Source organism: Cobetia sp. UCD-24C, from assembly GCF_001306765.1.
In the GTDB taxonomy this organism is placed as follows: Bacteria; Pseudomonadota; Gammaproteobacteria; order Pseudomonadales; family Halomonadaceae; genus Cobetia; species Cobetia amphilecti.
Genome location: NZ_LJTD01000005.1, coordinates 114632 through 134954, shown reverse-complemented (window position 1 = coordinate 134954; position 20323 = coordinate 114632). Strand labels below are relative to the sequence as shown.

At 64.5% G+C, this 20323-nt stretch carries 19 protein-coding genes; 12 read left to right on the top strand and 7 right to left on the bottom strand.

Annotation, left to right across the window (positions count from 1 at the left end):
- Positions 1-9 precede the first annotated feature (9 nt).
- Positions 10-1338, bottom strand: a complete 1329-nt coding sequence (locus AOG28_RS09310; RefSeq protein ID WP_054556236.1) for an aspartate aminotransferase family protein — start codon at positions 1336-1338, stop codon at positions 10-12.
- Between the two features lie 165 nt (positions 1339-1503).
- On the opposite strand from AOG28_RS09310, the gene AOG28_RS09305 reads away from it, so the two are divergent.
- The 4 genes from AOG28_RS09305 to eat all read left to right on the top strand — a co-directional run bounded on the left by AOG28_RS09305 (position 1504) and on the right by eat (position 6486).
- Positions 1504-2436: a MurR/RpiR family transcriptional regulator gene (locus AOG28_RS09305; protein ID WP_054556235.1), complete on the top strand. Its 933-nt coding sequence runs from the start codon at positions 1504-1506 to the stop codon at positions 2434-2436.
- A 295-nt stretch (positions 2437-2731) separates the two neighbouring features.
- The gene (locus AOG28_RS09300; RefSeq protein ID WP_054556234.1) at positions 2732-4138 is read left to right on the top strand and encodes an ethanolamine ammonia-lyase subunit EutB; all 1407 of its coding nucleotides are present in this window, start codon (positions 2732-2734) and stop codon (positions 4136-4138) included.
- Positions 4135-4995 carry an ethanolamine ammonia-lyase subunit EutC gene (gene eutC, locus AOG28_RS09295; protein ID WP_082388609.1) on the top strand — a complete coding sequence of 287 codons (861 nt, stop codon included), beginning with the start codon at positions 4135-4137 and terminating at the stop codon, positions 4993-4995. The genes AOG28_RS09300 and eutC overlap by 4 nt, the downstream gene beginning before the upstream one ends.
- A 72-nt stretch (positions 4996-5067) precedes the next feature.
- On the top strand, positions 5068-6486 hold the full coding sequence (gene eat, locus AOG28_RS09290) for an ethanolamine permease (RefSeq protein ID WP_054556233.1): 1419 nt from the start codon (positions 5068-5070) through the stop codon (positions 6484-6486).
- A 138-nt stretch (positions 6487-6624) separates the two neighbouring features.
- On the opposite strand, the gene thiE is transcribed toward eat, so the two are convergent.
- Positions 6625-7248 (bottom strand): thiamine phosphate synthase, encoded by a 624-nt coding sequence (gene thiE, locus AOG28_RS09285; protein ID WP_054556232.1) that lies wholly within the window; start codon positions 7246-7248, stop codon positions 6625-6627.
- Positions 7238-8089, bottom strand: coding sequence for a hydroxyethylthiazole kinase (thiM, locus tag AOG28_RS09280; RefSeq protein ID WP_054556231.1), 852 nt, complete (start codon positions 8087-8089; stop codon positions 7238-7240). The genes thiE and thiM overlap by 11 nt, the downstream gene beginning before the upstream one ends.
- 409 nt (positions 8090-8498) lie before the next feature.
- Here thiM and AOG28_RS09275 point away from each other — a divergent pair, with 409 nt between their 5' ends.
- Positions 8499-9584: an endonuclease/exonuclease/phosphatase family protein gene (locus AOG28_RS09275; RefSeq protein WP_082388661.1), complete on the top strand. Its 1086-nt coding sequence runs from the start codon at positions 8499-8501 to the stop codon at positions 9582-9584.
- A gap of 143 nt (positions 9585-9727) precedes the next feature.
- Here the strand turns inward: AOG28_RS09275 and yghX are convergent, their stop codons facing one another.
- The gene (yghX, locus tag AOG28_RS09270; RefSeq protein ID WP_054556229.1) at positions 9728-10615 is read right to left on the bottom strand and encodes a YghX family hydrolase; all 888 of its coding nucleotides are present in this window, start codon (positions 10613-10615) and stop codon (positions 9728-9730) included.
- 363 nt (positions 10616-10978) lie between these two features.
- On the opposite strand from yghX, the gene AOG28_RS09265 reads away from it, so the two are divergent.
- The 6 genes from AOG28_RS09265 to AOG28_RS09245 all read left to right on the top strand — a co-directional run bounded on the left by AOG28_RS09265 (position 10979) and on the right by AOG28_RS09245 (position 15235).
- Positions 10979-12061, top strand: a complete 1083-nt coding sequence (locus tag AOG28_RS09265; protein WP_082388608.1) for a FecCD family ABC transporter permease — start codon at positions 10979-10981, stop codon at positions 12059-12061.
- Positions 12058-12909, top strand: coding sequence for an ABC transporter ATP-binding protein (locus AOG28_RS09260; RefSeq protein ID WP_054556228.1), 852 nt, complete (start codon positions 12058-12060; stop codon positions 12907-12909). Before AOG28_RS09265 ends, AOG28_RS09260 begins: the two co-directional genes overlap by 4 nt.
- A 17-nt stretch (positions 12910-12926) precedes the next feature.
- On the top strand, positions 12927-14105 hold the full coding sequence (locus AOG28_RS09255) for an ABC transporter substrate-binding protein (protein WP_054556227.1): 1179 nt from the start codon (positions 12927-12929) through the stop codon (positions 14103-14105).
- A 129-nt stretch (positions 14106-14234) separates the two neighbouring features.
- A complete protein-coding gene (locus AOG28_RS18440) occupies positions 14235-14405 on the top strand; it encodes a hypothetical protein (RefSeq protein WP_160317865.1) in 171 nt (56 codons plus the stop codon).
- 51 nt (positions 14406-14456) lie between these two features.
- The gene (locus AOG28_RS09250) at positions 14457-14870 is read left to right on the top strand and encodes a Lin0512 family protein (protein WP_082388606.1); all 414 of its coding nucleotides are present in this window, start codon (positions 14457-14459) and stop codon (positions 14868-14870) included.
- Complete coding sequence (locus tag AOG28_RS09245) at positions 14867-15235, top strand: Lin0512 family protein (protein WP_054556226.1); 369 nt, start codon at positions 14867-14869, stop codon at positions 15233-15235. Before AOG28_RS09250 ends, AOG28_RS09245 begins: the two co-directional genes overlap by 4 nt.
- Before the next feature lie 109 nt (positions 15236-15344).
- Here AOG28_RS09245 and AOG28_RS09240 read toward each other — a convergent pair whose 3' ends face one another.
- The 3 genes from AOG28_RS09240 to AOG28_RS09230 all read right to left on the bottom strand — a co-directional run bounded on the left by AOG28_RS09240 (position 15345) and on the right by AOG28_RS09230 (position 19263).
- Positions 15345-16337 carry an NAD(P)-dependent alcohol dehydrogenase gene (locus AOG28_RS09240; RefSeq protein WP_235507006.1) on the bottom strand — a complete coding sequence of 331 codons (993 nt, stop codon included), beginning with the start codon at positions 16335-16337 and terminating at the stop codon, positions 15345-15347.
- A 218-nt stretch (positions 16338-16555) separates the two neighbouring features.
- Positions 16556-17584 (bottom strand): HlyD family secretion protein, encoded by a 1029-nt coding sequence (locus AOG28_RS09235; protein WP_054556224.1) that lies wholly within the window; start codon positions 17582-17584, stop codon positions 16556-16558.
- Positions 17585-17670: 86 nt separating this feature from the next.
- Positions 17671-19263 (bottom strand): MFS transporter, encoded by a 1593-nt coding sequence (locus AOG28_RS09230; RefSeq protein ID WP_200906771.1) that lies wholly within the window; start codon positions 19261-19263, stop codon positions 17671-17673.
- A gap of 118 nt (positions 19264-19381) precedes the next feature.
- On the opposite strand from AOG28_RS09230, the gene AOG28_RS09225 reads away from it, so the two are divergent.
- Positions 19382-20131 carry an IclR family transcriptional regulator gene (locus AOG28_RS09225; protein WP_200906770.1) on the top strand — a complete coding sequence of 250 codons (750 nt, stop codon included), beginning with the start codon at positions 19382-19384 and terminating at the stop codon, positions 20129-20131.
- The last annotated feature ends 192 nt before the right edge of the window (positions 20132-20323 follow it).

Genomic DNA, 20323 nt, shown 5'->3' with positions numbered 1-20323 from the left:
GCTGAGCCGTCACAGGCTGGCAAGGGTGGTATCGATGGCACGCCCCAGCTTGGCGGTGATCTCGTCCAGATGCGACTCCTGCAGAATGAACGGCGGTGCCAGCAGGATGTGATCGCCCTGGCGGCCATCGAGGGTACCGCCCATCGGATAGCACATCAGGCCTTCGGCCATGGCGGCCTTCTTGAGTCGCGCATGTAGCTTGAGGGAGGCGTCGAAGGGCTTTTTGGAATCGCGATCCGCCACCAGCTCCAGTCCCTGGAAGAGGCCGCGACCGCGGATGTCGCCAACATGGGGGTGATGCGCGAAGCGCTCGTTCAGGCGCGCCTTGAGCCCCTCGCCGAGGACATTGACGCGTGTGAGCAGGTCGCGGGATTCGATGGTCTGCTGGACCGCCAGCGCTGCGGCACAGGCGGTGGCGTGGCCGATATAGGTATGGCCATGCTGGAAGAAGCCGGAGCCATTGGCGATGGCATCACGGATGCGCTGGCTGACCAGGGTCGCGCCGATCGGCTGGTAGCCGGCGCCCAGGCCCTTGGCGATGGTGATCAGATCCGCCGTGACACCTTCCTGTTCGGCGGCGAACAGACTGCTGGTGCGCCCCATGCCGCACATCACCTCGTCGAGAATCAGCAGCACGCCGTAGCGATCACAGACCTCGCGGATGCGTTTGAAGTAGCCCGGTACCGCGGTGACGGCGCCCAGGGTGGCACCGACCACCGGCTCGGCCACGAAGGCCATCACGTTCTCGGCGCCCAGACGCAGGATTTCCGCCTCAAGCTCGGCGGCGAGACGCACGCCCATCGCCTCGGGCGTCTCGTCGGGTTGCTGGTCTCGATAGGCGTAGCAGGGGCTGACGTGACTGACGTTGATCAACAGCGGCTCGAACTGCTGGCGGCGCCAGGCGTTGCCGCCAGTGGCCAGCGCGCCCAGCGTATTGCCGTGATAGCTCTGACGCCGCGCGATCAGATGCTTGCGTTGGGGCTGGCCGATCTCGACGAAATATTGGCGGGCCAGCTTGAGCGCTGCCTCGACCGCTTCCGAGCCACCGGAGACGAAGTAGACGGAGTCGAGCCCTGCGGGGGCGCGCTCGATGAGGAAGTCGGCCAGCTGCTCCATCGGCTCGCTGGTGAAGAACGAGGTATGCGCGTAGGCCAGTCGGCTGACCTGATCCTTGATGGCCTGAGCTACCGCTTCATCGCTGTGGCCCAGGCATGACACGGCAGCGCCACCGCTGGCATCCAGATAACGGCGACCCTCTCGGTCGACGATGTAGGGGCCATCGCCCTGCACGGCGGTGGGGTAGTCCTGATGGAGGTTGCGATGGAAGACGTGGCTCATGGGGGCTCCGTGGGGCGGGGGCGCGAAGGCGTAATGCAAATATGTAGTGCATTTGTCGTTTATGCAATTAATAATTGCAAGTTGTCGCTTGTGCCTTCGGACTCGACCAGCCAGAGATGCTACCGTTGCCGCCATCTGTCCTGTCCCTTGCCAAGGAGGTATCCCATGCCCCCATCCTCCCGAGCCCCCGGGCCCGCATCCCCTGACTCGCCGCCGGAGACCCTGGAGGGGTTGAAGCAGCTGCTGGCGGCGATCGATCGTCGTGAGGTGGAGATTCGTCTCGGCGCGAGTTCCCGGCGCGTGCTGGCGGTGCTGATCGAGTCCCCGCAACGCACGGCGGTGTCTTCCATCAGCCAGCTGGCGGAGCTGACCGGCGTGAACGCCTCGACCTTCTCGCGTCTGGCCCAGCGGCTGGGCTACGAGGGCTTCAGCAGGTTTCAGGATATCTTTCGCCAGGCGGTGACGGATGGCGAGCATTTCTACAGCCAGCAGGCCTCGCAGCTGCTGGCGCGAGACGCCGATAGCACCGCCATGGCGCAGCTGGCGCGGTTGGGGCGACAGGAAAGCGCCAATATTCTCGGCATGTTGGAGAGGGTGGACGCCGCGGCCTTCGAGGCCGCCACCACCTTGCTGGCAGAAGCCCCGCGCGTGCGCCTGCATGGCATGCGTCAGTTCAATTCTCTGGCACTGTTCATGGCCTATGGACTTGGCATGCTGCGTCCTGACGTGGCGCCGCTGGATGCCAGTCGTCAGGGCGTGGCGGATGCACTTGCCCAGCTGGCGGCCGGCGACGTGCTGGTGGTGGCCAGCTGCTTCCCCTACACCCCAAGCGTGGTGGCCTGCGCCGAGGTCGCGGTGAAACGCGGAGTCGTGGTGATCGCGTTGACCGATTCGGCCAGCTCCCCGCTGGAGCCGCTGGCGCGCTACAGCTTCCATGTGCCCAATCACAGCCTCTTCTACAGCAACAGCATGAGCGCCTTCATGTTTCTCGCCGAAGGCCTGCTCAGCGAGGTGGCCAGCAAGCTGGGAGAGGCAGGCGTGGCCTCGCTCAAGCAGCGCGAGGCGATCATCACGGAGCTGGGTGGCGCACGTCGCTGATCTGGCGCCGATGCACTTGTCCCATCTCATGCGACATGGCTGGGCGGGCGCACCAATTGGCAGCATCTGTCTGCTCGCCTCCGTTCGCGAATGACTGAAGGCGCGCCAATCTGGTGCGAGGGTGTCGCCGCGGTGATGTTCATTCTCGCCGTGCAGGCGTGTCAGTCATGAAGGTACGCCTTGCAGCGTGGGGTCTGCAGGCATGTGCAGGACCAAAGAGGGACCTGAAGAAATTGGCGTGATTCCTGCAAAACGACTGAGATGAAATGACATCTGTCAGTGCAAGGAATCACCCATGAGTCGCGAATACCGTTACACCCTGGGCAGTCAGGTCCATCGCTTCGCCAGTCTGGCCGAGCTGATGGCCAAGGCGACCCCCGCCCGCTCCGGAGATCGCCTTGCTGGCGTGATCGCGGAAACCGCCGAAGAGCGAGTGATCGCTCAGCTGTGTCTGGCCGAATTGCCCCTCAAGACCTTCCTGGACGACGTGCTGATTCCCTACGAACAGGACGACATCACCCGCCTGATCATCGATGAGCATGATCCGGTAGCCTTCCTGCCGATCGCCCATCTCACCGTCGGTGACTTCCGCAACTGGCTGCTGAGTGACCTCGCGACGCCGGCGGTGCTGGCGCAGGTGCGTGCCGGCATCACCCCGGAAATGGCCGCGGCGGTCAGCAAGCTGATGCGCAATCAGGACCTGATTCTGGTCGCGAAGAAGTGTGAGGTGGTCACGGCCTTTCGCAATACCATCGGCAAGAGCGGCCATCTCTCCACGCGCCTGCAGCCCAACCATCCCACCGATGATGTCACCGGCATCGCTGCCAGCATTCTCGATGGCCTGCTCTACGGCAACGGCGACGCCGTGATCGGCATCAATCCGGCCACCGACAACGTGGCCCAGAGCATCAAGCTGATGCGTCTGATGGATGAAGTGATCCAGAAATACGAAATCCCCACCCAGTCCTGCGTGCTCACCCACGTCACCAACACCATTGAATGCATCGAGCAGGGCGCCCCGGTGGATCTTGTCTTCCAGTCCATCGGCGGCACCCAGGCCACCAACGAGAGCTTCGGCGTCGAGCTTTCCGTGCTGGCGGAGGCCCAGCAGGCTGCGCTGTCGCTCAAGCGCGGCACGGTGGGCGACAACGTGATGTATTTCGAGACCGGCCAGGGCAGTGCGCTGTCCGCCGATGCCCATCACGGCCTGGACCAGCAGACCTGCGAGGCGCGCGCCTATGCGGTGGCGCGCAAGTACTCGCCGCTGCTGGTCAATACCGTGGTCGGCTTCATCGGCCCCGAGTATCTGTTCAATGGCAAGGAGATCATCCGCGCCGGCCTCGAGGACCACTTCTGCGGCAAGCTTCTGGGCCTGCCGATGGGCTGCGACATCTGCTACACCAATCATGCCGATGCCGATCAGAACGACATGGATACCCTGCTGACGCTGCTCGGGGTGGCGGGCTGCAACTTCATCATGGGCATCCCCGGCTCGGATGACATCATGCTCAATTATCAGACCACCTCCTTCCACGATGCTCTCTATGCACGGCGGGTGCTGGGCCTGGGCCCGGCGCCGGAATTCGCCGCCTGGCTCGAGGAGATGCAGATCTTCACCGATGTCGCCACCCAGGCACTGCCGCGCGAAATGCCCGACCGCTTCGCCAATTCACTGCGTCAGGTGACAGGAGGTGACGCATGAGACATGACCAGCCCTCTGCTGATGCGGTCTCGCGCAGCCTCGAACCCGATGCCATCGTCACGCCCAATCCCTGGCAGCGGCTTGGCCAGTTCACGGATGCGCGCATCGGCCTTGGCCGTGCCGGCATCAGTCTGCCGACCAATCGTTCGCTGGAATTCCAGCTGGCGCACGCCCGCGCCCAGGATGCCGTCCACCTGCCGCTGGAGATTCCTCGACTGATCGAGGACCTCAACCAGCTCACAGCGCTCGAGCATGCTCCGCAGATCCAGCATCTGCACAGCCGCGCCGTGGATCGCACCACCTATCTGCAACGCCCCGACTACGGGCGACGGCTCGATGAGGCCTCGTGTGAGCAGTTGTCCAGCCTCGCACCGGAGCCTGCGGATCTGGCCATCGTGATCGTCGATGGGCTGTCGTCTCTGGCGGTCCAGAACAACGCCGCGCCCTTCATCGCGGCATTGCTGGAAGCGCTTGCCGAGGATGGCCCGGATGCCTGGACGCTGACACCCATCAGCGTGGTGGAGCAGGGACGGGTCGCGATCGGCGATGAAGTCGGTGAACTGCTCAAGGCGCGGGCGGTGCTGGTGATGGTCGGCGAGCGCCCCGGTCTCAGTTCTCCGGACAGCCTCGGCCTCTATCTCACCTGGCAGCCGCGCGTCGGCCTCAGTGATGCCAGTCGCAACTGCATCTCCAACGTGCGCCCGGCAGGGCTTGACTTCGCCATGGCTGCCCAGCGTCTGCATTACCTGCTGCGCGAGGCACGCAAGCTCGGCCTCACCGGGGTGGGGCTCAAGGACAGAAGTGGTGACAACTCGCTGGAGAGCGGGGGCGGTATCCAGAACTTCCTGCTGTCCTGACGGGATGGCAGCGCATCAGCGGGAATCTCCCGATCCAACAATGACAATGCTTGACGGAAACAAGGCGGCACCATGACTCGCGACACGAACCACGACACGAATGAGCAGGACTATCTGGCCAGACGCCAGTTAAAGAAGGGCACGGCGGGTTGGATTCTGCTGGCGGGACTTGGGGTCTCCTATGTGATCTCCGGCGATTTCGCCGGCTGGAATTTCGGTATCGCGGAGGCGGGCTGGGGCGGCTTCGCGATCGCGGCGCTACTGATGGGCATCATGTATCTGGCGCTGGTGCTGTCGCTGGCGGAAATGTCAGCGGCGATACCGGCCGCCGGCGGCGGTTACAGCTTCGCGCGTCAGGCCATGGGCCCGGCTGGCGGCTATCTCACGGGCCTTGCGGTATTGATCGAATATGCGCTGGCACCCGCAGCCATCGTCATCTTCATCGGCAGCGCGGTGGAGTCGCTGCTGGGCATCAATGGCCCGATCATCTACGCCATCTTCTACCTGGTATTCATCGGCATCCACCTGGCGGGGGTCGGCGAGGCGCTCAAGGTGATGATGGTGATCAGCGGCCTGGCGGTGTTCGCGATCATCGCCACCGCCGTCGCGCTGATCGGTGACTTCGACAGCAGCCGCCTGTTCGACATCGCGCCGACGGATGCCTGGGGCGCCAGCGATTTCATGCCCAATGGCTGGTATGGCATCTGGGCCGCGCTGCCCTTCGGCATGTGGCTGTTCCTGGCCGTGGAAGGGGTGCCACTGGCGGCGGAGGAATCGCGCAACCCGGCCCGTGATGTCCCGCGTGGCATCATCGGCGCCATGCTGTTTCTGATGTTCACCGCTGTGCTCGTCGTCTTCCTGCTGGCCGGTGCCGCCGGTGCCGAGGCGATCGGCAGCAGTGCCGTGCCGCTGGTGGATGCGCTGAACGCGACCGGCAGCGAAGGGTTGGCGACGCTGGTCAACGTGCTGGCGCTGGCCGGGCTGGTGGCCTCGTTCTTCTCGATCATCTACGGCTACAGCCGTCTGGTGTTCGCGCTGTCACGGGCCGGCTATCTGCCCAAGACGCTGTCGCTGACCAGCAAGCGCAAGGCGCCGACCTGGGCGCTGGTGGTGCCGGGCATCTTCGGTTTCCTGGTCTCGCTGACCGGTGAAGGCGATCTGATCCTGGGCATGGCGGTGGTGGGGGCGACCGCCTCCTACGCACTGATGGCCGCCAGCCATATCCTGCTGCGCCTGCGCCAGCCGCAGATGGCGCGCCCCTATCGCACGCCGGGTGGCATCGTGACATCTTCCATCGCGCTGGTGCTGTCGCTGATCGCGCTGACCGGGGTCTATGCCTTTGACCCGCGCGCCTTCAACTACACTCTGGTGCTGTTCGTGGTGGGCATCGCCTACTACGCCATCTTCAGCCGCCATCAGCTGGTGGCGAAGACCGCCGAGGAAGAGTTCGCGCTGGTGGCCAATGCCGAGAGTGATCTCGCGGCCAGCTGATCCGCTCAATCAGTTCAATCAGCTCAATCAGTTCAGGTAGCAAAGACGACAACGCCCGCCATGGCTGACCATGGCGGGCGTTGTCGTGACTGGCGGGCTTGGATCCGCTCAATTCAGCTCAGATCAGCACAGTTCAGATCAGAAAGGATACTGCGCCAGGAATTGCTGGGCGGCTGCGGCGGGGTCTTCGGCACTGCACAGCGCCGAGACGACGGCGAGGCCGTCGGTGCCGCTGGTCATGACTTCGCCGGCATTGGCCAGCGAGATGCCGCCGATGGCGACCGTCGGCAGCGGGCTTGAGCGCACGAGCTGCGTGAGCCCCTCGATACCCAGCGGTGCGGCATGATCCGGCTTGGTCGGGGTGGCATGCACCGGGCCGAGGCCGAGGTAGTCGATGCGCTCGACATCGACGGCCTTGAGCTGCTCAAGCGTCTGGACCGACAGGCCGATCAAGGCGTCCTCGCCGAGACGGCGACGCGCCTCGACCGGGTCGCCATCGCTCTGACCGATGTGCAGGCCATCGGCGCCACTGGCCAGCGCGACCTCGATGCGGTCATTGATGATCAGCGGCACCTCGTACTCGTCCAGCAGCGCCTTGAGGCGGATGGCCTGAGCGATCATCTCTTCGTCGCTGGCGTGCTTGTCACGCAGCTGCACGACACTGACGCCGCCACGCACGGCGGCCATCACGGTGGCTTCCAGGCCGCGCTCTGCGCACAGCGCGGGGTCGGTGACCAGGTAAAGGGATAGATCAAGTGACATCGGTCAGCTCCAGACGAGAGGCTAGCGGGGTGGAATCGGCGTCGAGAGTATACAGGGCATCCATGAAGCGTGGCACGAAGCTGCCCGGGCCTTGCGCCGACTGGCCCGCCGCCTCACCGGCCTCGGCGTAGCAGGCCAGCGCGGCGGCGGTGGCGTGCAGGGTGTCGTCATGCCCGGCGAGGGAGGCGGCGAGGGAGGCGGCGAGAAAGGCGGCGACCACACTGCTCAGCGCGCAGCCCATGGCGGTGACGCGCCCCATCAGCGCATGGCCACCCTGAACCGTGATTTGCCGCTGGCCATCGGTGACGACATCGACACGGCCAGTCATCGCCACCACGCAGTTCTGCGTGCGCGCCAGCGCGACGGCGGCCCGGCTGGCGCGCTGCAGCGCATCCTCACCGTCATCGCCGCTGTCCACGCCACGACCCTGATTCATCTCACCGGCCAGCGCCAGCACTTCGGAGGCATTGGCGCGAATCACGCTGGGGCGATATTCCAAAAGCGTGCGGCACGCATACTGGCGCAGGCTGGAGGCGCCGATGCCGACCGGGTCCAGCACCCAGGGTTTGCCATCGCGGTGGGCGCACATCGCGGCCAGCTGCATGGCCTCGATCCAGCTGGGCGACAGGGTGCCGATATTGATCGACAGCGCCGCACAGATGGTGGAGATCTCCTGGATTTCCTGCTGTGCATGCGCCATCAGCGGCGAGGCACCGATGGCCAGCAGGGTATTGGCGGTCGGCGTCATCGCGACGTGATTGGTGATGTTGTGCACCAGCGGCGTGGTCTGGCGCAGCTGATTCAGCAGGCTGCCGGGAGAAAGGGATGACGATGGGGTCATGGGATCTCGTGACTGGAGAAAGGAAGCATCAGCGCTCGAGAGTAAAAGCTGGCGCTGAAAGGTCAAGTGGCAAGGTCCGGCGCTGACGGTGGCGTAACGCGCTAGCTCTCTGTCATCCATCAAGAGTCGCGCAAAGGATAATAAATAATATCGTGGTTCTATAAACCTTGACGACAAGTCCATAAGATACAGTCTCTTACGGTCTTTTGTGTACGAGTCATCAGTCAAGGGTCACGCAGTGATACGGATAGGTCAGCGCGGTAGCGTCAGCAATACGAGCAGCAGTCACCTGGATTTCGCTGGCAACAGCAGCATGAGCAACAGCAGCACGAGCAGCAACAGCAAGCCCGCGCGCGGCCGGCAGCCGTCTGGCGGTTCTCGGCTTGAGCGCATCGCCAGAAGGGTGGTGATGGCACTGACAGTGCCCGTGCTGCTGGGCGCTGCGGCCAGTAGTCAGGCGGATGCGGTGATCGCCAGCTGGAATCTGAAGCATGCCGGCTGGAACAACGGCAAGCATCTCGAGCAGGTCGCGGCGGTGGCGAGCCATATGGACCTGATCGGCCTGCAGGAGGTGATGAAGGAGGAGGTCGTCAGCGAGCTCGAGCAGCAGCTTGAGGCGCTGACCGGCGATGAGTGGGACAGCCTGGTCAGCCATGCGGTCGGGCGGAGCACCTATACCGAGCGTTACGCCTATCTGTATCGCGACAAGACGATCGCCTATCAGGGCGGGGCTACCGTTTATCTCGACCCCGAGGATGTGTTCTCGCGCGAGCCGCTGCTGGCCACCTTCGTCGACAAGGACAGCGGGCGGGCCTTCAGCGCCGCCAACGTGCATATCGTCTACGGCGACAGCAAGGCGGATCGCGCGCCGGAAATCCGTGCGCTGGCGGATATCTACGACCTGATGAAGGAAATCTCGCCCGGCACCCCGGCGATCATCATGGGCGACTTCAACATGGCGCCGGATGAGCCTGCCTGGGGAGATCTGCGGACCCTCGGCCTGCGCCCGCTGATCACCGAGGGCGCAACGACGCTCTCCAAGACCGATGGCCGCTATGCCTCGCTCTACGACAACATCTGGTATGTGCCGAGCGAATGGCCCAGCGCCAGCGGCGAGGTGTTCCGCTTCCCGGACTATCTGGGCATCAGTCATGAGGCGGCGCGTGCCGATGTCTCCGATCACGCCCCGATCTATCTGTCGGTGACCGGCGAGACACTGGCGTTACTGCCGCTGGACGGCGGCCAGCCGCAGGCGGCGGGCGCAGAGGTGGCCAGTCGTGCATCCAACGCCTCCAGTTCGGCGAGTCAGACCTGTATCGACCTCAATACCGCCAACGCCGATCAGCTGGATCGCCTGCCCAATATCGGGCCGGCACGCGCCGCCGATATCATCCGTCAGCGTCCGTGGAGTTCCAGCGGTCAACTGACCCGCATCAGCGGCATCGGCAAGGGCACGCTCAGCGAGATCGTCGCCAGTGGCATGCTGTGCAGCTGAGCTGTGTTTAGAGCGGGTCTGAGCCTGAAGAGACCGGTATCGGTCTCACTCGAAAATGACGAAGCCAGCCACCACGGGAATAGCGTGATGGCTGGCTTCGTTGCCTTGAGGCGGGCAGGCCGTCTTCCTGGTGCCGTCTGAGGTCAGCTCAGATACTTCTCGAACCAGGCAAGAGTTCTGTCCCAGGCGAGCTTGGCGGCCTGTTCGTCATAGCGCGGGGTGGAGTCGTTGTGGAAGCCGTGGTGGGTGTCCGGGTAGATGTAGGCCTCATAGACCTTGTCGTGCTCCTTCAGCGCGGCTTCATAGGCGGGCCAGCCGGCATTGACGCGCTCATCGTGCTCCGCATAGTGCAGCAACAGCGGGGCCTTGATGGCGGCAACTTCCTCGGCGCGCGGCTGGCGGCCATAGAAGGGCACGGCACAGGCAAGCTCCGGATAGGCCACGGCGGCGGCATTGGAGACGCCCCCGCCGTAGCAGAAGCCGGTGATGCCGATCTTGCCGGTGGTGCGGTCCTCGCTCATCAGGTAATCGATGGCGGCGAAGAAGTCGTTCATCAGCTTTTCAGGGTCTACCTGTGCCTGCAGCTCCTTGCCTCTGGAGTCATTGCCCGGATAGCCGCCCACCGAGCTCAGCCCATCCGGGGCCAGCGCGATATAGCCGGCCTTGGCCACGCGGCGCGCCACGTCCTCGATATAGGGGTTGAGGCCACGATTCTCGTGCACCACCACCACGCCCGGCAGCGGGCCGCTGGCCTTGGCGGGCTTCACCAGATAGGCGCGCACCTCGCCGTGGCCCTTGGGGGACGGGTAGGTGATGTATTCGGCGACGATGTCGGGGTCGGTGAACTCGACCTGGGAGGCCAACGCGTAGTCGGGGCTCAGACTTGCCAGAATCGAGGTGGCCGTCATGCCCGCAACGGCAAAGGTCGCCGCGCGATCCAGAAACTGGCGGCGAGTGATGTTGCCATGCACATATCCGTCGTACAGCTCCAGCAACTCGGGAGCAAAATCCTTTGCAGTGAGGCGGGCCATGTCAGACTCCTGGGCAAGAGAAGGGGCGAGCGAGTCTTGAACATAGCAACCCGCCATGACGCTACCAAGTTTTTGCCGCCCTGTTCACCGAGTCTGTCATTTCAGAGCCTGACACTTTACGAGCCTGTCATTTTCCGAGCCAGAGATTTACTGAGTCGGGTATTTGCCGAAGCGTGCGTGAGCCGGGGCGCGCATATCGCCAGTCGCGGCCGTGCGCATTGTGACTGCAGGCGTCAATCATTATCATCTGCGCATGATTCATGCTGATAGCCGAGCTGCCTGGCGGCTCCGGTGGGCCCTGATGCATGGAAGTTCACTTCCTCCTCCTAGTGGCAGACCTTGCTGGTGATTGAAAAAAGTCCGATGTCTCCCCCCGCGCACGCTCAGGCCTCAGCGCCTGAACCGTCGCCTACGCTCGCCCAGCAATACCGGCGCTTCGCCTGGAAACGTGTGGTGATTCTCGCCGCGCTGGGTCTGGCGCTGCTGTTGGCCATCCTTGGCGACATCATGACCGGCCCTGCCGATCTCGCGCTGTCTGATCTGCTGGGCGAACTCATCAATCCCGGCTCGCACGGGCCGATCAATGAAGCCATCGTCTGGCAGATTCGTTTGCCGACGGCGGTGATGGCGGCGCTGGTCGGTGCAGCTCTGGGGCTTGCGGGCGCCGAGATGCAGACCGTGCTCAACAACGCCCTGGCCAGCCCCTTCACACTGGGCGTGGGCGCCGCGGCGACGCTTGGTGCCTCGCTGGTCATCATCCTGGATGTGGCCTTGCCGGGGCTGCCGCCCAGCTACACCATCGCGCTGATGGCCTTCGTGTTCGCGGCGCTGTCGATTCTGGCCATCGATGCCGTGGCCTCGCTGTATGGCGCCAGTCGCGAGGTCATCGTGCTGTTCGGCATCGCGCTGGTCTTCGTGCTCAACGCCGTCAATGCGCTGGTGCAGTTCGTGGCCAGTCCCGATGCGCTGCAACAGCTGGTGTTCTGGACCATGGGCAGCCTGTCGGAAGCCTCATGGGAGCGAGTCGCGATCATCGCAAGCGTCTTGGTCGTCTGCCTGCCCTTCGCCATGCGGCGTGCCTGGGCGCTGACAGCGCTGCGTGCCGGGGAAGACCATGCGCGCAGCTTCGGCGTGCCGGTCACCCGTCTGCGCCGCACGGCGCTGCTACGCGTCAGCCTGCTGGCGGCAGTGGCAGTGGCCTTTGTCGGCACCATCGGCTTCATCGGTCTGGTCGGGCCGCACATGGCGCGTCTGGCGCTGGGGGAAGACCATCGCTTCTATCTGCCCGGCAGTGCGCTGGCGGGGGCGTTGGTACTGTCCCTGGCCGCGACGGCCAGTGAGTCGCTGGTACCCGGCCTGGTGCTGCCGGTGGGGATCGTGACCTCGTTGATCGGTATCCCCTGTTTCCTCGCCTTGCTGCTCGGACAGCGCAGGGGGCAGGGATGAGCCATCACGTCTTTGATTCGCAAGCATCCTTGAGGATCTCGCAGCTGACCACCGGCTATCAGCGGCGCATGATCTTCGATCAACTCGACCTGCCGCCGCTGCCGGCGGGCTCACTGGTCGGTGTGCTCGGGCCGAATGCGGTCGGCAAGTCGACCTTCCTCAAGGCGATTGCCGGCATGCGCCCGGCCAAGGGCGACATCCACCTCGGCGAGCTTGCGCTGTCGTCGCTGCACGGGGCGAACCGCATGCGCCATGTCGGCTACCTGCCGCAGACGCTGCCGCAGCCGACCAGTCTGGTCGCCTACGAAGCCGTGGCCAGCGCCTGTCGCGCGGCGCGTGCCGAGTTGAGCCGCGAGGCAACCGACTCGCTGGTCGAGCAGGTCTTCGCGCGCCTGTCGCTGCATTCGCTGGCCTTCCGGCGCATGGACACACTCTCCGGTGGCCAGCGTCAGATGGTCGGCCTCGCCCAGGCGCTGGTGCGCCAGCCGCAACTGCTGCTGCTGGATGAGCCGACCAGTGCGCTGGACCTGCGCTGGCAGCTGGCCTTGATCGAAGGCGTACGCGGTGTGGTGCAGGAGCAGCAGGCCATCTGCCTGATCGCGCTGCATGACATCAATCTGGCGCTGCGTTTCTGTGATCAGATCATCCTGTTCGCGCCCTCCGGCCTGCTGGCCACCGGGGCCCCGCGGGAGGTGATCACCGCCGAGCATCTGCGTGAGGCTTACGGTATCGAGGCGCGTATCGAGAGCTGCTCGCTGGGCCATCCGGTGGTGCTCACCGACCGCGTCGCCGACTCGGCCCACGCCGATATCGGCCATATCACGCGCGATGTCGGAGCCAGACGATGATGGCGAGGCGCACAAGATTGGCAGGCGCCTGCCTGCTGGCACTCGCCACTGTCTTCGCAGGCGCCTTCTCGAGCGCGCCGGGCAACCTTGCCCATGCCGCCGAGCCGGTCGCCAAGGGGCAGACCCAGGCCAGCTTTCCACGACAGGTCACGGATCTCGCCGGGCGCGAGGTGACGCTTGCGGCCTCACCGCAGCGCATCTTCCTCGCCCAGCCGCGCCAGCTGTATGCGCTTTTGACGCTGCTGGATGCGCCGCTTGAGCGTATCGTCGGCTGGGCCTATCCCTTGGCGGTGTTTGACCCGGCGATGACCGAGCGTCTCGAAGCGCGTTGGCCGCAACTTGCCACGCTGCCAGCGCTGAGTCGCGCCTCGACCCCGAGCCTGGAGGGCGAGGCCCTGCTGGCGCTGACGCCGGACCTGGTGCTGTTCGATCTCTCCCAGCGCTCGCGTATCGAAGGCTCGCCGTTGGCGGCGCTGCTGGACGAGGTCGGCACTCCCTACCTGTATGTCGAGTTCAATCACCATCCGCTGCAGGATGCTCCGGTCAGCGTGCGCCTGCTGGGTGACGTGCTCGGTGTCGAGGCGCGTGCCCGCGAGGTGGATGACACCATCGCGGCGCATCTGGCGCTGATTGACGAACGTCTGGCGACGATAGCCGAACGGCCGCGTGTGCTGATCAACATCGCACCGGGCGTGAAGGTGGATTGCTGTCGTACCAATCTGCACAACGGCGTGGCGGACCTGGTCACGCGGGCCGGCGGGCGCAATCTGGCCGCTGAACTGGCGCCGGTCAGCGGTGCCACCCTCAGCAAGGAGTGGGTGCTGGCACACCCGCCCGAGGCGATTCTCAATACCGGCGGCCAGTGGGCCAAGGGCGATGGCCTGCGTGCCGGCATCGGCATCTCGGGTGAGGATATCCAGCACGATCTGGCGCGCATGGTGCAGACACTGCCCGGCTGGCAGTCACTCGATGCCGTCAAGCAGGGCCGGGTGATGGCGCTGTGGCATGGCTTCCACCAGGGGCCCTATGCCATCGTCGCGCTGGAGGCCATCGCGCGCTGGCTGCACCCCGAGACCTTTGCCGACCTCGACCCCATGGCCACCTTTGCCTACCTGATGAATGACCCGACGCTGTCGCGCAGCACCGGCCACTTCTGGGGCCAGCTGGCGCTTGAGACGCCTGCCACGACCCGATGAGCTGATCGGGGCTGGTGCCTGCTGGTGCTCGGGGACGGAAGTCGTATTTTCTACTTGAGGCTTTCCTGAAACGATGGGGCGACGTTGTCATCGTCTGATAAAGATATCGGGCCAGCGACGGGAGGCCGCATGTCAGAGCAGGATGACCGCAAGCCCACAGCGACGGTCAGCCCGGTGCGCAGTGCGCAGCTGGTGGCGATCGTCCTGGCGCTGATCGAGCTGTTCCAGGGAGATTGGCAGGGCGCCCTGCTGCTGGGCGGGATAGGTTGGGTGATCGGGCTTTTCAAGCATCCGCGCTGATAGGCGGCGCGAGTGGTACGTCTTTTCCGTGACAGGAAATCAGGGGGTAATGTGGCCAAGACACGCATGGTGACCCAGTTCGGCATGGGCACCTCCATTCGCAGCCAGAACTACACCGAGGCGGCGGCACGTGGCATCCGCGATGCCCTGTGGCACAACTCGCTCAACGTGGCGGACGCCTTCGGCTTCCCCAAGGAGGCGATGCTGATCGAGGTCGAGGTCGGCGTGCAGCAGCCCGACAAGGTCGACAGTGACGCCCTGCTGGGCATCTTTCCCTACGGTCAGCCCAGTGTGCGCGTGGTCAAGGGCGGGCTGGACGTCGCCAAGCCGGATGGCAGCGGGGTCAGCGTGATCGCCAATGTCGCCATCATCGTGTCATTCGACATGGCGGCCACCGGCGCGGCGGCCGCCGGCGCGGCGTCCACTTCTTCCACGCCCGGGCAGTCGGCAGGAGGTCAGTCATGAGCGAGCAACGCATCATTCTCGAGATGGGCACCGGCAATGACCTCTACGGCATGGACTACACCAAGGCTGCCTGCCGTGCGGTGCATGACGCCCTGCATCATTCCTCCATCGTGATGTTCCAGTCACTCGGCATCGATCACCACCAGATGCGCGTCGAGGTCACCATCGCGGTCCAGGAGCCGGACGCCGTGGATACGGACGCGGTGGCGCGCGAGCTTCCCCGTGGGCGCGCCGAGGTGACGGTGGTGCAGGGCGGTCTCAATGTGCATGACGAGGCCAGTGGCCAGACGCATGTCATCGCCTCGGCCGCCATCGCCGCCATGCTCGATATCGACCACGACGCCTGGCAGCTGTGTCAGTCGTAGGCAATGCGCGAGCGCGCTGACTGAGGTCGTGTCGCCCAACGAAGAAAGCCCCCGTGCGTCAGTGACGCACGGGGGCTTTTAGGTACAGGCCAGGTGGCGCAGGCGCTGATTACAGCGAGCTGATGCGCAGCACCGGCTTGACGGTCAGGCCTGATTTCGAATCCGCGAAGGCCTGTTCGATGTCATCGAAGTCATACATCTGGATCAGCTTGTCGAAGGGGAAGCGGCCTTCCTTGTAGTAGCCGACCAGACGCGGGATGAAGACGCGCGGTACGGCGTCGCCTTCGATCACCCCGATCATCGACTTGCCTTCCGCCATCAGGTCGTGGTGCACGTCCAGGGTCACATCGTGGGTCAGGCCGACGATGGCAGAGGTGCCCAGCGGACGCAGTACCTGCAGGGAGCTGCGCACCAGCATCGGCACGCCGGTGGTCTCGAGGGAGAATTCGCTGCCGCCATCGTTGATGCGCTTGATCTCGCCGACCAGGTCCTCGGTCTTGCCGTTGACGCTGTGGGTCGCGCCCAGCTCATGGGCCAGTTCCAGACGGCTCTCGTGCAGGTCGACCGCGATGATGTTCTTGCAGCCGGCGATCTTGGCCGCCATCACGGCACTCAGGCCCACGGCGCCACAGCCGAACACGACGAGACTGTCACCGAAGCCCGGCTTGAGGCGATTGAGGATGGTGCCGGCGCCAGTCTGGATGCCGCAACCCAGCGGGCCCAGCAGGGCGAGATCGACATCGCTGTCGACCTTGACGGCATTGCGCTCGCTGACCACGGCGTGAGTGGCGAAGGACGACTGGCCGAAGAAGGTGGCCACGTCATGGCCGTCACAGCTCAGGCGCTTGCCGCCATCATCCATCACACCGCCGAAGTTGAGCTCACCGCCACGCTCGCAGACGGTCGGGTGTCCGGTCAGGCAGTGACTGCAATGGCCACAGTGTGCGAAGGACAGCACCACATGGTCGCCGACTTCCATGTCGCGGACATTGTCACCGATCTGCTCGACCACACCGGCCCCTTCATGGCCGAGCACGATCGGATAGGGGGCGATGCCCAGGTCGCGTGCGGCGGCATCGGTATGGCAGACCCCGGTGGCCACGACACGTACCAGAATCTCGTCACCCTTGGGGGACGCCAGTTCGACGTCCTTGAGGTCGAAGGGCTGGCCTTGGGTGGCGGTGACGGCGGCGCGAATTTTAATGGTGTTGATCCCGTTGATGATCGAGTGATGGCGTGATGGCGTTCTTCAGAGGCGTCCCGGGGCGGCGTGCCCTCCAGGACGCTTCTCTTGACTGTTTCAGGGCTGTCGCAAGTCGCTCAGGGCTGCTGGGTCGTGACATGGGCAATCACGGACATGCCGATGCGTACCTTGTCGAAGTCGGGCTGGTTCGGCTCGAACACGATCTTGACCGGCATGCGCTGGGTGATCTTGGTGAAGTTGCCGGTGGCGTTCTCGCTGGCCACGGCCGAGAAGGCGCTGCTGGAGGCCGGTGCGATGCTGTCGACATGGCCAGTGAAGGTCTTGCCCGGCAGGCTATCCAGCGTCATCTCGACCGGTTGGCCCGGCTCCATCTCGGCCATCTGGGTCTCGAGATAGTTGGCGACGACATAGGCTTCCTTGTGCGGCACGATGGCCAGCAGCGAATCACCCGGTTGCACGTAGGCGCCGACACGCAGTGAGCGCTGGGTGACGATGCCGTCCTTCGGCGCACGAATGACGGTATAGCCGGTGTTCAGCTCCGCCTGCTCGAGCGCTGCACGTGAGCGTTCGACCTCGGCCAGGGCTTCCACGCGCTGGGCTTCAAGGACGCCGATCTGCTTTTCCGCCGAGCGCTGAGCCGCCTGGGCCTGCACGAGATTGGCTTCCCAGATGCCCTGCTGTTCATCGGCCTTTTCCTTGTCCTGCTGGGAGGCGGCGTTGGTCATGCGCAGGCTGCGGTAACGCTTGGCATCATTGCGCGCATAACGCAGCGAGGCCTGGGTGGACTTCACCTCGGCGATGGACTGCTGGACGACGGCGTGCTGACGCTCGATGTTGGCATCCAGGTCACCGACCGCTGCCTGCTGGGCGGCGAGATCGGCCTGGGCGGAGTGCAGGGACGCCTGGTAATCGCGGTCATCCAGCGTGGCCAGGATCTGGCCTTCCTTGACCACTTCGTTGTCTTCCACCAGCACCTTGTCGATCTGGCCCGCGACGCGTGTGGTCACCATCACGCTATCGGCGCGCACATAGGCATTGTTGGTGGCTTCGCGGCCATCGTGGCCCTTCCAGTAGAGGCCCGCGTAGGTCGCGACCAGCAGGAGCGCCAGAACGCTCAACAGTAGGGTGGTACGTGTCTTGTTCATGTCGGTGTCGTATCTCGTCGTCTATGTCGAAGAAGGGGGAAGTGACTGAATCATGGCTGGCGGGCAGCCGCCGGCTTTGTCTGTGTCTATGCCCCGGAGGGTTGTGCTTGAGGGGGCTGAGCCTGAGGGGGCTGAGACTGAGTGCGCTGTGCTGGCTCTGGTTGAGGTGCCGGTGCCGGCGCCGGTTGGGGCGGATAGGCGCGGATCGGCAGCACCATGACAAGTATCAGCAGCGCCACCACGAAGGGGATGATGGCGAGGTAGGCATCCGCATAGCTCATCACGGAGGCCTGCTCGGAGATGCGCGTGGTGATATCGCTTGCCGCATCGACCTGGATGAGTCCGGCGGGCTGATTGCCCTGCAGGCCGAGTGCCTCGCCCAGGCGGGTGGTGTGCAGCGCTTCACGCGTGACGAGGAAACTTCCGTAGACCGTGGAGGCCACCACCGTGAACAGGGCGCGCAGCGAGTTGACCATCGCGGTGGCGAACGGCCCTTCCAGCGGGCTGAGCGCCCCGGTGGCATTCATCAGCAGCGGTACCACCACCATCGGCTGGCCCAGGGTGTTGAGCACCTCGATGAGATAGAAGTTGTCGCGATTCCAGTCGCTGGTGAGCTGCGAGCCCAGCAGGCAGCTGATCAGGATCAACACCAGGCCCGTGGCCATCACGTAGCGGCTGTCGACGCTCTTGCGGTTGATCAGTGTCGCCACCAGCGGTGCCAGCAGCAGCTGCGGCAGGGCCATGGTCAACATGACCGGGAACAGCTGCATGGGGCGATAGCCCTGCACTTCCCCCAGGAAGGCGGCAGGAATGGTGCCGGCGGCCAGGGTCAGGAACATGAAGGTACACAGGGTGATGATGCCGAAGGCAAAGTTGCGGCGTGCCAGCAGCTGCAGCTTGTAGAGCGGCATCGGGTGGAACCACTCATGGATCAGGAAGGTCACGAAGACCAGCCCGCCCGTGGTCAGCAGGGCGACGATCAACGGCGAGTTGCCCCAGTCGAGTCGCTCACCCTGGGTCATGCCGGCGACCAGCGCGCACAGAGCGGTGACGCCCAGCAGGGCACCGAGCCAGTCGAACTGCTTGCAGCGTTCCAGCTTGAGCGGGTCCTGCGGCAGGCCCCAGGAGACCAGCGCGGCGGCGAGAAGGCATACCGGCGCGGTTTCCCAGAACACCAGATTCCAGTCGCCCAGGTCGCCATAGAGAGCGGCCAGCGGTGCCGACAGATAAGGGCCGAAGGTGGCCGTCATCGCATAGGCCGACAGGCCATAGAGCTTGCTGTGCCACGGCAGGAAGCGCAGCGCCGACATCATCAGCAGCGGCAGGATGCTGCCGGAGGCCAGGCCCTGGGCCACGCGCAGCCCCGCCATCAACGGGAAGCTGTCGGCCAGGGGCACCAGCAGCGAGAACAGGGCCAGTGACAGGCAGGCACCGATCGCGAAGCGGCGCAGGCTGAAGGTGACGGCCAGCCAACCGGCGAGCAGCATCATCGAGACTTCCGCCGCGCTGTAGATGGTGGTCAGCCAGCTGCCCTCATCGTGGGAGAAGCCGAAGTGTCCGACCACATCCGTCAGGACGGTCTGCGTGACACGCTCTCCCACACCGGACATCAGTGATGCGAGCAGAATGCCCACAAGACCGAGTGCGAGTCGTAGATTGAAGGGTTGAGGAGCGGCCACTGTAGAGTTCCCGTTTTGAGGTGAAGCGCTAGACACCTTGGGTGTCTCGTTATGCGGTACACTGTACCACTTGGTGGTTTCGTTAGGCAAGTAGTTAGCTTGTTAAGGAGTTGTGTCTGTGTCCACAAGAGAAGGTAGTGGCGTGCAGGTCGTGGCCAGGGTGGCGGCGATTCTCAAGAGTCTGGAAGGTAGTGAGCAGGGCATGAGCCTGGGGGAGATCGCCGCCAGGAACGATCTGCCGCGCTCGACCGTCAAGCGGCTGGTCGATGCGCTGGCCCAGGAAGACCTGCTGGAAATCCACGGCCATGGTGGGATACGGCTCGGCTCTGCGCTGATGCGGCTGGCGCGCCATAGCCAGCTCGACATCACCACGCATGCCAAGTCGTTTCTGGAGGCGTTGAGCGGCTCCACCGAGGAAACGGTGGTGCTCTGCAGTCTGAGCGGCAACGAACTGCTGATACTGCACTCGGTGTTGTCGCCGCTGCCGCTGCGGGTATCACCGATGGCCGGCAACTTCCTGTCATTGCATGCGACAGCCAGCGGCAAGGTGCTGCTCTCGCATCTCGAGGATGAGCAGGTGGAGCGGTTGCTGGGGACGGATCTCATGGCTTACACGGACAACACCCTCGGGATGCCGGCACTGCTGACGCAACTGGCCGAGGTGCGTCGCACCGGTATCGGCCATGACGAGGATGAGCATATGCAGGGAGTCGGCGCGATCGGAATCGGCCTGGAAACCAGCCAGGGCCATTACTCCGTGTCCGTGGTCGGCCCCTCGTGGCGCATCAGCGAGCGCAGGGCGGAGATTCAGGCCGCGCTGCAGGCGACCCGTGATGAGATGCTCAAGGCCTTCCGTTCACTAAAGTGAGCGCGTCCCGCCAAGGAGGCAAGGCTGCCGTGTGCGGCAGCTGATCGAACGGCGAGGTGGTGGAGAGATCGCCGAGGAAGCGGAGAGGTTGGCGAGAAATCAGAAAGATCGACGACAAAGCTAGGAAAGAGCGAACAGGAAGGCAGGAACAGCAACGCCGCTCACCCGAATGGGCGAGCGGCGTTTATTTAC